Raw genomic sequence first — 15974 nt, forward strand, 5'->3', positions numbered from 1 at the left:
CCAACGCCTAACTTAACCGTTCATTCTAAAGTGGCGCAGCCGCAGGCCAAGCGCCGTTAACCAGATGAAGTAGAGCCCGCCGCCCAACACGACCAAGGCCGCCACCCACCCCACGCGCTGCCATAGACCGAAGTCGAGCCATGCCTGCCAGTCAGGCGAGACGACCAGGAGCGCGAGACTCATGAGTACGCTGCCACCGATCAACTGTACGCCAAACCGCCCCCAGCCCGGCTGGAACACCAACACCTGCTGGCGATAGAGCAAGTACCCCAGCAGCCCTGCATTCAAAAACGCCGAGAGCGCCGTCGCCAGCGCCAAACCCGCGTGGGCCAGCGGCCAAATCAGCACCAGGTTGAAGACCATGTTCGCAACCATGGCGATAATGCCTACTTTGACTGGCGTTTTGGTGTCTTGGCGAGCAAAGAAACCCGGCGCGAGCACCTTGATCAGCATAAAGGCCACTAAACCGAAGGCGTAGGCACGCAGGCTCATGGCCGCCATCTGAATATCGTTATCGGTCATCGCCCCGTAGTGAAACAGGGTAATCAAAAACGGCTCGGCCAGTACCGCCAGCGCCAATGCCGCCGGCACGCCCAACAGCAGCACCACGCGAAGCCCCCAGTCCAGCATGGCGGAAAAGTGCTCGGTGGACTGCTCCGCGTGCCGCTTGGAAAGCGCAGGCAAGATAATGGTGCCAATCGCCACCCCAAACACGCCAAGCGGTAGCTCTACCAACCGATCCGAGTAGTAGAGCCACGAAACGCTCCCCGCCGCCAACAGCGATGCCAGCACCGTATCCAACAGCAAATTGATCTGCGACACCGATACGCCAAACAGCGCCGGGGCCATCAGTTTTAAAATACGCTTGACGCCGTCATGGGCAAAGTTGGGCCACGGCGTGGGCAAAAGCCCTAAACGCAGCAAAAACGGCACCTGAAACGCAAGCTGAGCCGCCCCTGCAATCAGCACGCCCCACGCCAGCGCCATGGCGGGCTCTTCCATCAGGGGCATCAAAAACAGCGCCGCACCGATCAACGACAAGTTCAGCAGTACTGGGGTAAATGCGGGCACTGCAAAGCGGTTCCAAGTGTTCAGCACGCTGCCTGAGAACGCGGTGAGCGAAATGAGCAGCAAATACGGAAACGTCAGCCGCAGCATATCGGCGGTCATCGCTAGTTTATCAGGGTCGCGACCAAAGCCAGGGGCAAACAGCCACACCAGCCAGGGCGCGCCCAGCATCGCCAGCGCCGTGATCAGCGCTAGCAGGGCCGTCAGGCTGCCCGCCACCGCGTTCAAAAGCTCACGGATCTCCTGCTTGGTGCGCTGAGAAGAGTACTCCGAGAGCACCGGCACGAAGGCTTGATTGAATGCGCCCTCGGCAAAGAGACGGCGTAGGAAATTGGGAATCTTGAACGCCACGAAGAACGCATCGGAGCCATTGCCCGCCCCGAGGAACGTCGCTACGACCACATCGCGCACCAACCCCATCACCCGGGAGAGCATGGTCATGGCGCTGACCACCAATCCAGAACGCATCAGTCCTCGGCGGGGTGGCGGCATATTGGCATGCGGTGATGTATCGGCGCTCATCAAGTACTTTCCTACAGGCGGCTAGAGGCTAAATAGAGACTCGCACATCGCCTGCTAGGCGACGTTCAGGCACAAAAAAACCGGCCGCAGCCGGTTTTTTTATGGCGCCTGCCGGCTTACGCCGCCAGAGCCTTAATGCGCTTGTTCAAGCGGCTTTTCAGACGTGCAGCTTTCTTCTTGGAAAGAACGTCTTTGTCAGCAATACGGTCAACGACCGGCTGCATTGCCTTGAACTCTTCCATCGCTTTGCCATGGTCGCCGGTGTTGATCGCTTTGATCACACGCTTGATGTAGGTGCGGACCATGCTGCGCTGGCTGGCTTTCAGGACGCGACGAGTCTCGGCCTGGCGGGCGCGCTTGCGTGCTTGCTTGCTGTTCGCCACAGGTATCTCCTTGGAGAATAAGGGCTGCCTATCAACGGCAACGAATTTACTATGTGTTTGTCGGCTGGCAGTTGCCAAATCACGACATTTCCGTAACAACCAATTGATCTAGCAGGGTTTTCAACACTGCTAAATAGTGTAACGAGCAGTCTTATAGCTGCCCGCTCACGGGTCTTGTCTGAGAGGATGGCGTAGTCTATCACGCGCAAAGCGGGCTTACTAGCCGGTGTCAATGCTTTTCGATGGTGCACTTACGGCAGTGCCTGGCCCGTGGGTGCCAAAATCTTGCGCAAAAAGCGCCGCGTGCGCTCGTCTTGGGGATTGGTGAAAAGCTGCTCGGGAGGCGCCTGCTCGACGATTTGACCTTCGTCCATAAACACCACACGGTCGGCGACGTCTCTGGCAAATTGCATCTCGTGGGTGACCACGATCATGGTTTGCTTCTCGGCCGCCAGTTGCTTCATGAGAGCCAGCACTTCCTCCACCCACTGCGGGTCGAGCGACGAGGTCGGCTCATCGAACAAAATGACGTCGGCATTCGCCGCCATGGCACGGCCAATGCCCACCCGCTGCTGCTGGCCGCCGGAGAGCGATGCAGGGTAAGCATCCGCTTTATCCGCCAAACCGATGCGCGCCAGGATCTCCCTGGCGCGAGCGTGGGCCTGCGCCTTGGGTAGCTTGTCCACCACGATCATGCCTTCGCTAATGTTTTCCAGCGCGGTTTTATTGGCGAACAGGCCGTAATTCTGAAATACGAAGGCGGTGCGACGGCGCAGTGCCAAAATATCCGCCCGACTCGCCTTTCGCGCATCGACGCGCAGATCACCGACGGTAATATGCCCTGCCTCTGGGTGCTCTAAAAAATTGATACAGCGCAGCAGGGTCGACTTACCGGTGCCCGATGGGCCGATGATCACGATGATCTCACCCTGCTCGAGGTGTAAATCGACATGACTGAAGACCGGCTGCTGTCCAAACTGCTTGCTGACAGATTCAAGCGTGATCATCGCTGGTACGCCTTGTTCAAATACGTTTCCAGTCGGCGCTGGCCCCAAGAGAGTGCTTCCACCACGACCCAGTAGATGATCGCCACCAACAGGAAGGCTTCCAGATACAAAAAGCTGCCCGATGCCTCTTTCTGGGTGGCGCCCATCAGCTCCGTCACGCCGAGCGTAAAGGCCAGCGAGGTCGCCTTGATCATATCGATGAAGTAGTTCATCAGCGTGGGCGTGGCCACGCGGGTGGCTTGCGGCAGGATAATCCGCCGCATCAGCTGCGGCTGGGTCATACCTATCGAGAGCGCCGCTTCGGTTTGGCTACGGTCGATACCCACGATGGCCGCACGAATGGATTCCGCCATATACGCCGAAAAGTGCAGCGTCAGGCCCAATACCGCTGCGGTCACGCCATTAATGGAAATCAGCGCATCGATGAGCTGGGGCAGACCGTAGTAGAACAGAAATAGTTGCACCAACAGGGGCGTGCCGCGAAAAAACGAAATGAACAGCAGCGCGGCGCCGTTCAATACGGGAATCTTCAACACCCGCACGACCGCCAACAAGCAGGCAATGACTAATGCAAATACCATGGCGATGCTCGCCATCTGCAGCGTCAGCGGTAAATAACTCAGCAGGACCGGCAACAGGCCCCACATATACTCCACATTTAGCATCGTCGTATCGCTTATCAACAAAACGGCCGTGGTCATGCCACGGCCGCCATCATCAGAGGTTCGCCGAGCTTATGGCGTCGTGATGTCAGTATCGAACCATTTCTGGGAGATTTCACCCAGCGTGCCGTTTTCACGCAGTTCAGACAGCGCAGCGTCGACGCGGTCGCGCTGCGCCCGCCCCTCCTCGTCGTCACGGAACGGCAGCGCGTTTTCGATGGTGGTGAACGGTTGACCTGCCAAGGCGAGCGGCAAACCACGCTCACTAATGACCTGGCTGGCACTCACTCGATCCATCACGAAGGCATCGACACGGCCCAGCGCGACATCCTGCTCCACATTGGATTCGTAGGTGCGGATATCGATCTCGTCGGCGTTCGGCTGCTCACGCAGCAGCTGCTCGTAGTTAGAGCCTAGGTTCACCGACACGCTTTTGCCGGACAAATCGTCGACGCCTTCGATGGTGTCGTTACCGGCACGTACGACCACTTGGGCACCGTCGTATACATAAGGCGCGGTAAAGGCATACTTGGCTTTGCGCTCATCGGTGATAGTGATTTGGTTGGCAATGGTATCGATGCGACCCGATTCCAGCATGCCCGCCAAGCCCGAGAAGCTCGCGGTCACGAATTCGATCTCGTCGCCGGTGATCTCCCCTACTGCATTCATCACATCGACTTCGAAACCCTTCAGCTCATCTTGCTCGACATAGGTGAACGGGAAGTAGCCACCCGACATACCGACACGCAGCGTGTCAGCCTGGGCAGCCATGGATGCCCATCCCGCAACGCCCAAGGAGAGCGCCATCACAGTCTTTTTCAAACGGCTTACGTTCATCATACGGTTTTCCTCATCGGGCCTTAGGCCCCTCTTAGAGACAGGGGCACTGGCGTCGGGGTGCCCGTCACCAGCGCAATGCCGACAAGATACCAGCAAAAAAGAAATAATAAACCGCCTGCTTATGATTTTTTGGAACTAGCCATATCCCAAGTTGACTGCACCGACTCGCCGCCCAGGCCGACGACCTGCTCTAACTGCTCATAGGCATGACGAAGCCACACCTTCATACGTTGGCGCTCGGCAATGTTCATCAGGCGGCGGTCGTTGGCCACCGCCCAGAAGCTACTGTTATTGAAATCGATTTTTTGGGTGAGCTTGGCATGCAGTCTTGGAAGCTCGATGAGCGCAACCCCTTGGTCAAGAGCTTGCGTATAGGTATCTGACTGCAGAAAGCGCTCGAAATGTTCGCCGCGGCCTTTGTTCTGCACCACCACGATGTCGACGGGTTGCGATGCGTAGCGCGCCAACACCTGAGACAGCAGCGTCACCGTATCGGCGCCATCGTCCATCACGTGCCACCACACGACTTGCATACCCAACTCATCGAGCAGGCCGAACACATCGGTTTCATCGATCCAGCGATTGATGGGCTGGGCCGATTGCGCAGCCAAGTCGATGATCAAATCGCGATCGGGTGCTCCTCGACCGCCGAGAGCATGCCGTCCAGGCTGTCGTCGTCGCCTACCACCACCGGCGAGGCGTACTCCTGATAAAAGCGTGAAAACGTACCGTGGGAGGCGTCGCAATCAAAGCCCAAAAACGGCCGTTCGTGATCGATGTAGTACTGCGCCAACACCCGCGCCGCCATCGACTTGCCCACCCCGCCCTTCTCACCGCCAATAAAGTGAACCTTACCCATCCGTGTCTCTCCGCCGTCGGGCCCGATGCCCTGTTGGGAATTTAGCAGGAAAGTGATGGGCAGGGGGAAATCATCGTAATGAAATGACCTTTGCCCCATAGCAGGGAAGTGAGGCAAACATATAAGCGTTATACTCTCGCCTGCCCTTGAATGACTGCATGAAAGCCTGCCGGGGTAATCGGCTGCTGTTCGGCATCCACCACCGTGCCCCCTAAGCGCGCCAGCTTTTTAGATAGCGATACCAATTTCGCCAGCTGAAGTTTGCTAGGTGTCAGTATACGGCTGTTTTTAACAATTTTAATGCTCACCCCCTTAATTGGCGGGTGGCTCGCTTGTGATTGGGTTAAGGGGGGAAGCTGACCAGCGCCTACAGCGTTTTCGATGACGATCGGCGTACGCGAGGAATCCCCTGTCAAGGCAAAGGTCTTGCTGCGCTGTTCGTATACCGCGCCTGCGGATGATAGCGTCACGCCTAGGCGGTCATTCAACGCGGGGGAGGGGGCTTCAAACAGCACCTGAACTTCCCAAGCGGCGCTCTGTTGATTGAGTAACACCGGTGCTGACTGGGGAGACAGCGAATCATTGGAAACGACAGCTGCACCCTGGGCAACAGGCACGCCCCCCGCCCTTCCACGTACCAGAAATAGATATAGTGCTACACACCCGCAAGTAACACTTAGCCAAATCGCACCAATCGCCAGCACCAATAAAAGGGTTTGCGTGTCCATTGCCCATATCTCATGTTGTTAGCCAAGCAAAGCTTTATTTTTATGCATGAAACATTAGCCTAGGACAGAAAATTTGCAAGCTAACTATCTGTTACGTTGTGTCACTCTTTGTTGAGCATTTGAATCGTATGTTCGCGCTGCTGGTTAACCGCTTTTCCCAAAATAGTCAGTAACTGGTCGTAATCTTCTGGCTGGGTTTGGTCTAATCCGTGCTGCTCTACCTTTTCAATCAGCAACCGCGTTTCTTGAATAAGAGCATCTAGCTTCAGTATGACGTTTTCGTGGTCTTGGGAGGTCATTAATTGGTCAGCCGCGCTGCTGTAACTGTTGCACACGCTGATAGAGCTGATGGGCATTTTCAATCGCCGTGGCTTCAAAGGCGTCTAGACTCAGCAACACGTCTTGTCGCGGGTCCTTCATAACCCTGTCTAGCTCTTTGTGGTAGCGCGTCAGCAAATGTTCAAGATTCATACGAATCATGGTCAGCTCTAGCTGAAATTCTGCTTGTAGCTTGGTATAGCGTTCAATTTGAGCAGGCACTTTGCTTGAATTGATAATGGCACCGATGGTTTTCTGAACCTGATGTTCCACAGCTCTTAACCTAGGGACAAGCTCATTCATCACGTATGAAGCGGAAATAGTTGCGGCGTATGATTTCACGGTACTCCTACTAACATCAGTATATAAAAGGCTTACCATCTTATTCGCAAAGCAAGCGAGTCTATCGAAAAATTAACCCTATAAAACGATGCCATACCAATATTTTCAGCATCATTAAAAACAGGGCCTTGCGGCCCCGTTGTTTATTACTGCGTTAGCCTTTCGGCCAAGCTTCAGATTAACCCAGCAGAGACAGAACGTTCTGTGGGATCTGATTGGCCTGGGCTAGCACGGACGTGCCGGCCTGTTGCAGGATCTGCGCGCGGGTCATGTTAGCCACTTCTACCGCGTAGTCAGCGTCTTCGATACGTGAACGGGCAGCAGAGAGGTTAGTCTCCGTGGTGCTTAGGTTTTCGATAGACGATTCCAGACGGTTCTGAATCGCACCGAGATCAGAACGTAGCGCGTCAACGGTAGAAAGGGCACCGTCTAGTTCGCTCAATGAAGAACGTTCACGCTCAGTGGTTTCATCAGTGGTGAACGCACCCTCGGCATCCTGGTAAATGCGCTGACCAGAATCATTGGTAATGTTGCCGTTTTCTTGGGCGAAATAGCTAACGTCAGAAGTATCGGCGTCTGTTAAGCCGTCAGAGCCAACATAAACCGTACCTGTTGCGATTGCATCAGTTCCTGTGCCACCACTAAAGCTGGTGCCTGTCACAGCACCTGCTGCAACTGTAAAATCAATATTTTGTTCGGCTGCAGCATCGCCTGTATTAATAGTTAATGTGTACGTACCATCATCAGCTGCAAGTAAAGCATCACGCACACCTGCCTCAGTAGTCGTTAATCCAGTTGCTGCCACTTCGCGGCCATTACCAGAATAAGACTCACCAACATTAACATTGGCGCCGCCGGTGCCTTGAGCAGTGATTGAAACGCTACCACTAAAGGCAGAAACATTCTCAACTAAATTAGTGGCTGTAGCAGCAGTTCCGCTGTTATCAGTTGAAAGGTTGCCGTTGGCATCAAAGAAAAGCGCACTTGAAGTAGTAGTGTCGTTGGTAGTATGCAGACTGCCATCAGCTCTTAGGAACGCAGTAGTGGTCGTTCCATCGATAGTTACTGAAAGCTCAGCAGCTTCGCCTGTTGCATTGCCACCAGCTTCAGCTGTCAAGTCTGCAGCTACTGTAGCGACATCAGAAGAACTACCATCACTCAAGGTCAAATCTGAAAAATTGGCACCTGTTGTATAGGTTGCACCATCATCGATAGCGATACTATCACCTGAACGAGCTGCCAAAGAAGCTGACAGGTTATCAATGGTTGCAGCAGGCGGAGTACCAGAGCCGTTTTCAGTGAGGTTTCCAGTAGCGTCCAGATACAATACATTTCCGCTTGCAGAGGAAGTGATAGCACCATCGCTTGCAATGGTGATATCTGTGCTTTCTCCACCAATGGTTACTGTTGCAGTCTTCGTTTCGCCTAATGCGGGCTGCATTGCACTAGCGATCGCGTCTGCAGGTGTATCTGCGTAGGTAGCTCCAAATGAGAAAGAGCCATCTGCTTGCTTGGTGTAAGCAGTACTGACGCCCCCATCGGTGATAGAAATGCTATCACCAGCAACTGCAGAGCCTAGTACGTCAGTCGTCACTGCCACGCTATTATCAGTGGATAGAATATATTCGTTAGTAGTGCCGACTTGAGCCGCACCAGCAAGCGTTAGATCATCAAGCGTAGCAGCTTCATTAGCGACTTCACCAGCGCCTGTTACATTGAAACCTTCCAGACCTAGGGTTTTCGCATTAATTTCTTTCAGGGCAACTTCGATTACTTCGCCATCATTAGCGCCAACCTGAATTTTCAGACCATTATCAGACTGGAGTACTTTCGTGCCGTTAAAATCGGTTTCGCTAGAGATACGATTGATTTCACCAAGACGCTGATTGATTTCGTTTTGGATGGAATCCAAATCGTCCTGACTGTTGGTGCCGTTTTCAGCCTGTACTGCCAGCTCACGGATACGCTGTAAGTTATCGTTGACTTGATTCAGTGCGCCTTCAGCGGTTTGGGCAACAGAAATACCGTCGTTGGCATTACGCTGCGCCTGTGCCAGACCAGTGATCTGCGAAGACATGCGGTTGGCAATAGCTTGGCCAGCGGCATCGTCTTTGGCGCTATTGATACGCAGGCCAGAGCTCAGACGCTCCATAGACGTCTGTAACGCGTTTTGTGACTTGGACAGGTTCTGCTGACCAATCATGGAGGTAATGTTGGTATTGATCACTGACATGGTGATTCTCCTTGCGTGTGAACTGGCCGTCAGGCCCGCTTTTCGGCGACATGGTGCGCCGTTGTATTAATTAACGGCTATGGGAGGAGAGTCTTTAGCGAGACTGGCAAAAAATAATGTAATGTTTGGTAACTGAGCGATATCGATAGCAGGTTGGAGCCACCTTCGACGCTGCCTCTTACCTCAGAAGTAAAAAGCCCCCTTGTGAAGGAGGCTGGCGGGCAATTGGTAGCGGCTATTTCTTACGACCTAGCTGATAATCCAACGCGTCGAATTGCTGGGTGAGATAGCTGCTCATGCTGTTCATTTGCGCAATCATACTGTCCAACTGGCCGAACTGGGTGCGGTAGCGGCTGATGGTGCGTTCGATGGTCACTTCCATACGCTCAAAACGCTCGTCTAGGCTTTTCACGCGGTTTTCAGCACCGCTAATGGCCAGCTTGACTACCCCGTTGTTACCGAGCATTTGCTCTACGGTGGTAGTGAGTTTCCCTGCCATCCCGTTCGCGGTTTTATCACCTGCAAAAAAATCGCTCAGCGCTTGCGGGCTGTTAGCTACCAGCTCACTAATCTTAACGTCATCCACTTGCAACTTACCATCACGCTGCAAAGTGATGCCTAACTGGTTCAAGGTGCCTAGCTCGCCACCTTCCATACCGCCCGTTAGCACACTGCGCAAGCGGCCTTCAATCGTTCGCACAGTGTTATCGCCTACTAGTTCACCGGCGGTGTCAGCATCGCCGCTGAAGCTGGTGAGTTTGCCGATGGTGCCTTTTAAATCGTTAAACGCTTTTACAAAGCCGTTTATGGCTTCGCGCTGCTTTAGCGTGTCGCGCTCGATGTTGATGGTGCTGGTCGCCGTTTCGCCATCGGCAATGCTGAGTTCGGCTAGATTCAGCGTGACTCCTTGAATGGCCCCTTCTATTTGGTTGTTAGCACTGCTAATGGAAATACCGTTGACCGTCAGTGCTGCATCTTCGCCAGCACGCTTGGTGGCGGTATCTTCACCAAAAGGGCCTGCTACCGTTACCGCCGGGTCTTGACTGGTATCGACAAAGCTAAAGCTGGCAATAGAAGCATCCGCACCGGTGTTTTTAGAGCTGAGCGCCAGCCGGTAGCCTTGGCCATCGTTGATGATGGTGGCGTTAACGCCTGCATCTTTATTGGCGTTGATGGCATCGCGTATCGCCGAGAGGCTGCTGCCGGGGGCGATATCAATATCGACAGAGTCTCCACCGCCAAACCCCAGCCGTATGGCCGTTGCGCCTTGCAGGTCTAGCGCGGTGTCTCGGTCAGTCACACGGGTTGAGGCCAGGGTGCCAGAAGTGGCTAACTGCGATACCTCTACCCGGTAGCTACCGGGCAGCGCACTGGCAGATGTCGTGGCTTTAATGGCATCACCACGCACGTTCGCGGAAAGGCTTTGGTAGAGCTTTGGGTCATTCAGTTTTGCTAACGCATCTTGAAAACTGTTCAATGACGTTTGCAGCTGGCCGTAGGCAGAAATTTTTGCCTGCTGCTGCTTTTTCTGCAGCGTGATAGGCGCGAGTTTACCGCGCTCCGCTTCTTGTAGCTGATCTAATAAACCGGTGAGATCCAGGCCAGAGCCGACGCCTAGGGAGGTTATTGTCGCCATGCAGATGCTCCTCAATGCAAAAGGCTAAACCCACAGTCATTAATAAAGTGCGCCAACGGTGGCGTTGCGACTGGATAGATAGCATGTTTATCGACGGAACAGCGGCCAACTTTAGGCTTTTTTTACCTCTTAACGACAGATAGCTCATTCCTTCAACAAAAACGCCTGCTTAGCGCAGGCGTTTTGCAACATTTTTAGCTCTATTGCATTTAGTCGCGGCCTAACTGAGCGTCTAGCGCATCAAACTGCTGGGTAAGGTAGCTGCTGGTTTGGTTCATTTGAGCGATCATGCTATCCAACTGACCAAACTGGGTACGATAGCGAGAAATGGTCTGCTCGATGGATTGCTCCATGCGCGTGTAACGCTCGCCCAACGACTCAATGCGGGTTTCAGCACCAGAAATGGCACCGGATACCGTGCCATTACTACCTAACAGCTGCTCGATGGTTTGGTTCACTTGGCCTGCCATACCTTCGTTATCGGCAGCGCCTGCAAAAAAGGCAGAGAGCGCATCCTGATCATTGACAATGGCATCATCTAGCTTACCGCTATCGATTTCCAGCGTGCCGTCTCGTTGCAACGAAATACCGATATCCGTCAGCATGGAGAACTGGCCCTCTACGCCACCACCCAACACGCTGCGTAAACGAGACTCCACCGTGCGTACCGCACTATCACCCAGCAGTTCACCGGCAGCGCCGGTTTCAGCATTAAAGCTGGTGAGTTCGCCAATGGTGCTTTTTAAACCGTTATACGCATCGACAAAGCCGGTAATCGCTTCGCGCACTGCACGAGTATCTTGCTCGACTTTCACCGTGCTGTCGCCTTCGGCCTGAAGGTTGAGCGTGACGCCCTGAATCGCACCCTCTACTTGGTTAGTAGGGCTGGTAATGGCAATGCCGTTTACATTCAGAGAGGCATCGGTGCCGGTTTGCAATGTGTTATCAATATCGGCAGCAAAAGGTGCCGTGTCAGAAAAGCTAAAATTGGTGATAGAGGCCTCGGCGCCCGTCTCACTCGAACTTAGCGCTAGCCGGTAATCCGTTCCATCGAAAACGATAGTCGCATTAACGCCGGACTCTTCGCTGGCATTGATAGCATCGCGTATGTCTTCGAGGGAGCTATCTGCGGCAATGGTTACGCCTTGCGTGCTGCCATCACCAAAGGTGAACGTTAGCGTCTGCTCAGTGGTGGTAAGCGCCTCGTCCTGGGCAGTCACGCCTACCGATGCCAAGGTACCGCGAGTCGCCAGCGTATCCACCGTAACGTTATAACTCCCGGGCTGCGCTTCGCCATTCGCCGTTGCCGAGAGCGCCTCGCCACCCACGTTGGTCGACAAGCTCTCGTAAAGCGAGCTGTCGTTGAGCGCGTCGGCCGCGTCTTGAAAAGCAGACAGGGCCGTTTGCAGCTGGCCGTAGGCAGAAATTTTGGTTTGCTGGGTTTCCAGTTGCCGTTCGATGGGAGCCAGCTTGCCACGCTCAGCGTCTTGCAACTGGTCGAGCAGGCCGTTGAGATCCAGCCCTGAACCGATACCCAATGAAGAAATGGAAGCCATACGTTACTGTCCTTTTTTGAAAAAGCCGCCTGCCGTGCTGACGCCCCTTATCCAATACGATTCGATGTCGGAGTAGTTATTGATGTTTTATCGGCCAGCGTTTCAAAAACTTTAGGGCGCCCCCCCACTCTAGATGAAAATTCTCCAACTCCCTGGATGAGCCATCTACGTTGTTGGCCAGTGTAGACAGCCTACATGGCGATTGAATGACGCTACCACGCACCTAACATAGACCTTGGTCTAATCCCCCTCCTGCATTATAATGCACTGCAGCACACCCATTTTGCTGCGAATGCAGGAGCCTCCCCCATGCCCGCCGAAGCGTTACACTCTGCGTCGACTGCCTCCTTCCATATTCAGCGCAGCTTACGACACTGTCTCTCTAGCGTGGCCGAAATGCTGTATGAGAGCGGACACGTGCTCGAAACCATCACACTGACACAGCGAGGCCTGTCCCGCCAAGAACTGGATAGGCTTCGCCAGCACCACCCGCGCTGGGCGATTTGCCAAACCACCTTGGAAAAGAGCGACGCCGCCATGTTCAATGACTATGGCCGATTGGTGTTGACGCCATTGGGCCGAGAGCTAATGTTCGATATGTTTGGTCAAGGTGCCGCCGACTGCGCTTGAGCATCATTAGCGATATGAAAACGCCCGCTGAGAAAGCGGGCGTTGGCAGATGCTGATGTCGCGCTGCGTTAGCACTGATATTTCAGTACTCATGCTTCGATTCTGAGAGAACCGCTTAGCGCAGCCCTAACAGCGAAAGAATAAACAGCACGACAACGATCAGGCCGATGATATAGATGATGTTACGCATAATGGCACTCCTTGCTTTTGCGTTTCATGGAAATCAAAGGGTTGCTTCCCTTCAACGGGTACTTTTAGCGTAGCAGGCTTTTCATCGGTTTGCGTAATGTCCGTCAGCGTTCCGCTGAGGGAACCTTGTCTGTGCATGGCTTTCAGAGCCGTACCACTCTCTTCTCAGGTATTGCCATGAAAACGACGGCTTTTATGCTGGCGTGTGCAATAAGCGCGTTGACCGTTACGCCAGTCATCGCGTCAGCCCCTTCATCGGAGGCGCTGCAAGCACTCGATCGACAGGCCCGCACCCTCGATCGTCTACACACCGTCGTGGTAGCACATGACGGTACGATCATTCATGAGCATCATCAGGGCGGACCCGGCGTCGCGGAGCCTGCCAACGTCAAGTCGCTTTCTAAAACGGTATTGGCCGCCGTGACCGGCGCGGCCATCGAATCAGGCATTATCGAATCGGTGGATCAGCCCGTCGTGGCGCTACTCGATAACGTGCCGAGCAGCGCCGATCGTCGAGTCAACGACATCACGGTCGCTCATCTGTTGGCCCAGCAGGCTGGGTTGGAGCGCACCTCCGGCAGCAACTACGGCGCTTGGGTAGCTAGCGCTCACTGGGTCAACGATGCGCTTACACGCCCGTTCGTCGACCGTCCTGGTGGTCGAATGCTCTACTCTACTGGCACCAGCCATTTGCTGTCGGCAGCGCTGACTCAGGCCAGCGGCGAAAGCACGCTTGCACTTGCGCAGCGCTTGTTGGGCGAGCCGCTTGGTATTGCGATTCCCCCTTGGCCGCAGGACCCACAAGGGATCTATTTTGGTGGGAACGACATGCAGCTTTCCCCACGCGCGCTCATTGCGATTGGGGAGCTATACCGTAATGACGGCAGGACCGATGGCCAGCGCGTGCTGCCAGAGGGTTGGGTAGAAGCCTCTTGGACGCCCAGAGGCCAATCGCCTTGGACAGGCGATGGCTACGGTTTTGGCTGGTTTATGACGACGCTCGCGGGTGAAGACGTTGCTTACGGGAGAGGATATGGCGGGCAGGCGCTGTATGTGATTCCTGAGCGCGACATGACGGTGGTGATTACGTCAGACCCAACGCCGCCCTCTCCCGGCGGTCAATTTCAGCAACGGTTGAATGAGCTGGTCGTCGATTTATTGGAGGATGAGTAGCGCGGCGCAAGAAACGTCACGCCCTCGCCAACTACTCCCCTTTATGCGCCAAACTCATCAAGTAGAGCGCAGCGGCCAGCGCCAGCACGGACAGTGCCAAGTAGATCGCATCCAGCGGTGTGGCGAAGCGAATGTCCACCACGGCGCGGAAGAACTCGATGATCACGGCCAGAATCACCACGCGGGCGATTTTGTCTTTCAACTGATCCAGCGAGGCGACGTTGAAGGGGTGGGCGGGGTAACGCACCTCGGCTTGGTCGATACGCGAGACGAACAATCGATACACGCCCAGCCCGAAAATCAGCAGCACGATGGCAATCAGATAGATATCCACCGCGATAATGATGTCGGGCACCAGGGTGTCATGGATATTTTGGCTGTCATCCACCAGGTAGTAGTGCAGCACATCCCCCACTACCTTGAAAATATCCAACGTACCGACGATAAACAGCATCAGCGAGCCCAGCAGGCTTGGCACCACCGCCAGCATGACCAAAAAGCGCGAATTCCACAGCGCCGTCTCGATACGCCTCTCCCAAGTAGACTGCTCGTGAGGCGGCTTGGGTGGCGGGGTCGACTGAGGTGAAGGTGAGTGACTCATCGTAGACGCATTGCTCCTTATGGTATCCAAGCCCATCACAAACGTACCTTGACTCTGCCTAACACGTCGACCAGCGGAGCCAGTTCACAAGCAGCGCTTGGTAAGCATTAAATAAGATTCATCAAGACGATCGTAAACGTCACGCCCGTCAGCAAAAACCCCAGCGCGAGCATCAGGCCATCTCTCGCCACCAACCCCAGCCCAAACAGCGAAAGTGCCAATCCAGCGCCATTGGCACTGAAAGGGATGAACTCCATGGGTGGCATCGCTAACGCCACCAGCAGGCAAGCGAAGGCCGTCACCCGAATACCGATATAGCCCGTCATCCACGCCAAGCGCACGCCCAGCAGTCCATCGACCCAACGGGCCGGTTTTTTCATGTAGTGCAGCCCTTTATCGAATTTATGCCGAGACAAAGAGCGGTTGAGCAACCAACCAGGTAGCCAAAACGTTGCTCGACCGATCAAAAGCTGCACCGACGTGAGCAGCACCAAGGCGGCCATCAGCGTGGGCATCCCGGGGATATCACCAATGATCGGCGCCAGCGTAATCAAGCCTGCCAACAGCAGCAGCGGACCAAACGAGCGCCGCCCCACCGCATGCACCACATCATCCACGCTAACCTGCGCGTTTTCCCGCTCCATCCGTTCCATGGTGTGGATCAGTTCGGTTAAATTCGTTGCTTCCTGCGTATCGCTCATGGGCGTTTCGGCGCTCCTTTGCCGTGAGTGTTGTGATGGATAGCGCTCTCGTCGGGTGAATGGCTGAGTTTGCTGCGAATGAAGTCGCTATGACTGACGTAAAGTAGATCCGCCAGCCGACGGATGCGATGCTCTTCCAGCGGGTCGAGCGAGCCATCGGCCCAGGCCAGCTCCCACATGAGGTTCACCAGCTCCAGGCGCTGATCGTAGTCGTAGTGCTGTTTGATCAGGCTAACGAACTGATAGTGATCCACTGCATCGTCGACCTCCGCCTCTGCCAATGCCATCAACTGGCTGACATCTTGTTCATCGAGCCGGTAGCGCGCCATCAGCATTTGCTTGAGGGCCGCGCGCTCTACGTCGCTCTGATCGTAGTCCGCGCGCATCACCTCACACAGTAGCGCTGCCGAGGCTAGCTCCAGGGTCAGGCTTTGGTCATCACGCTGCTCAGGCGCAGAGAGGGCCTGTTGAAAAAAAGAGTGAATGGCATCCAGCACGGCGAACTCCTCCTGTCAGTGGCTAGCTT

18 protein-coding genes are annotated in these 15974 nt (G+C 54.8%); 2 read left to right on the forward strand and 16 right to left on the reverse strand.

Annotation, left to right across the window (positions count from 1 at the left end; genetic code table 11):
- Window positions 1-12: 12 nt before the first annotated feature.
- The 13 genes from murJ to fliD (MHM85_RS07725) form a co-directional block, all read right to left on the reverse strand.
- A complete protein-coding gene (gene murJ / locus MHM85_RS07665) occupies window positions 13-1590 on the reverse strand; it encodes a murein biosynthesis integral membrane protein MurJ (protein ID WP_239285569.1) in 1578 nt (525 codons plus the stop codon).
- 116 nt (window positions 1591-1706) lie between these two features.
- Entirely contained in the window at window positions 1707-1973 is a 267-nt protein-coding gene (gene rpsT / locus MHM85_RS07670; protein ID WP_083024671.1) for a 30S ribosomal protein S20, read from the reverse strand.
- 251 nt (window positions 1974-2224) lie between these two features.
- Complete coding sequence (locus MHM85_RS07675; RefSeq protein WP_239285571.1) at window positions 2225-2980, reverse strand: amino acid ABC transporter ATP-binding protein; 756 nt, start codon at window positions 2978-2980, stop codon at window positions 2225-2227.
- Window positions 2977-3645: an amino acid ABC transporter permease gene (locus MHM85_RS07680; RefSeq protein WP_139526218.1), complete on the reverse strand. Its 669-nt coding sequence runs from the start codon at window positions 3643-3645 to the stop codon at window positions 2977-2979. The genes MHM85_RS07675 and MHM85_RS07680 overlap by 4 nt, the downstream gene beginning before the upstream one ends.
- 69 nt (window positions 3646-3714) lie before the next feature.
- Window positions 3715-4482, reverse strand: coding sequence for an amino acid ABC transporter substrate-binding protein (locus tag MHM85_RS07685; RefSeq protein WP_239285573.1), 768 nt, complete (start codon window positions 4480-4482; stop codon window positions 3715-3717).
- Window positions 4483-4601: 119 nt separating this feature from the next.
- The gene (locus tag MHM85_RS07690) at window positions 4602-5105 is read right to left on the reverse strand and encodes a hypothetical protein (RefSeq protein ID WP_239285575.1); all 504 of its coding nucleotides are present in this window, start codon (window positions 5103-5105) and stop codon (window positions 4602-4604) included.
- A complete protein-coding gene (locus tag MHM85_RS07695) occupies window positions 5102-5341 on the reverse strand; it encodes a hypothetical protein (protein WP_239285577.1) in 240 nt (79 codons plus the stop codon). Before MHM85_RS07695 ends, MHM85_RS07690 begins: the two co-directional genes overlap by 4 nt.
- Before the next feature lie 128 nt (window positions 5342-5469).
- Complete coding sequence (locus MHM85_RS07700; RefSeq protein ID WP_239285579.1) at window positions 5470-6069, reverse strand: hypothetical protein; 600 nt, start codon at window positions 6067-6069, stop codon at window positions 5470-5472.
- Between the two features lie 101 nt (window positions 6070-6170).
- Window positions 6171-6368: a hypothetical protein gene (locus tag MHM85_RS07705; protein ID WP_239285581.1), complete on the reverse strand. Its 198-nt coding sequence runs from the start codon at window positions 6366-6368 to the stop codon at window positions 6171-6173.
- 7 nt (window positions 6369-6375) lie between these two features.
- The gene (locus MHM85_RS07710) at window positions 6376-6729 is read right to left on the reverse strand and encodes a hypothetical protein (protein WP_239285582.1); all 354 of its coding nucleotides are present in this window, start codon (window positions 6727-6729) and stop codon (window positions 6376-6378) included.
- Between the two features lie 178 nt (window positions 6730-6907).
- Window positions 6908-8962, reverse strand: a complete 2055-nt coding sequence (locus tag MHM85_RS07715; RefSeq protein ID WP_239285584.1) for a flagellin — start codon at window positions 8960-8962, stop codon at window positions 6908-6910.
- Window positions 8963-9197: 235 nt separating this feature from the next.
- On the reverse strand, window positions 9198-10598 hold the full coding sequence (gene fliD / locus MHM85_RS07720) for a flagellar filament capping protein FliD (protein WP_239285586.1): 1401 nt from the start codon (window positions 10596-10598) through the stop codon (window positions 9198-9200).
- 209 nt (window positions 10599-10807) lie between these two features.
- A complete protein-coding gene (gene fliD / locus MHM85_RS07725) occupies window positions 10808-12154 on the reverse strand; it encodes a flagellar filament capping protein FliD (protein ID WP_239285588.1) in 1347 nt (448 codons plus the stop codon).
- Between the two features lie 309 nt (window positions 12155-12463).
- Here fliD (MHM85_RS07725) and MHM85_RS07730 point away from each other — a divergent pair, with 309 nt between their 5' ends.
- Window positions 12464-12784 carry a hypothetical protein gene (locus MHM85_RS07730; protein ID WP_239285590.1) on the forward strand — a complete coding sequence of 107 codons (321 nt, stop codon included), beginning with the start codon at window positions 12464-12466 and terminating at the stop codon, window positions 12782-12784.
- 366 nt (window positions 12785-13150) lie between these two features.
- Window positions 13151-14146: a serine hydrolase gene (locus MHM85_RS07735; protein WP_239285592.1), complete on the forward strand. Its 996-nt coding sequence runs from the start codon at window positions 13151-13153 to the stop codon at window positions 14144-14146.
- Window positions 14147-14177: 31 nt separating this feature from the next.
- Here MHM85_RS07735 and MHM85_RS07740 read toward each other — a convergent pair whose 3' ends face one another.
- The 3 genes from MHM85_RS07740 to MHM85_RS07750 all read right to left on the reverse strand — a co-directional run bounded on the left by MHM85_RS07740 (window position 14178) and on the right by MHM85_RS07750 (window position 15945).
- Window positions 14178-14747, reverse strand: a complete 570-nt coding sequence (locus MHM85_RS07740; RefSeq protein ID WP_139525746.1) for a YqhA family protein — start codon at window positions 14745-14747, stop codon at window positions 14178-14180.
- A 107-nt stretch (window positions 14748-14854) separates the two neighbouring features.
- A complete protein-coding gene (locus MHM85_RS07745) occupies window positions 14855-15448 on the reverse strand; it encodes an exopolysaccharide biosynthesis protein (protein WP_239285595.1) in 594 nt (197 codons plus the stop codon).
- Window positions 15445-15945: a TerB family tellurite resistance protein gene (locus tag MHM85_RS07750; RefSeq protein WP_239285597.1), complete on the reverse strand. Its 501-nt coding sequence runs from the start codon at window positions 15943-15945 to the stop codon at window positions 15445-15447. Before MHM85_RS07750 ends, MHM85_RS07745 begins: the two co-directional genes overlap by 4 nt.
- Between the last annotated feature and the right edge of the window lie 29 nt (window positions 15946-15974).

The organism is Halomonas sp. McD50-4, from assembly GCF_022348135.1.
Classification (GTDB): domain Bacteria; phylum Pseudomonadota; class Gammaproteobacteria; order Pseudomonadales; family Halomonadaceae; genus Vreelandella; species Vreelandella piezotolerans.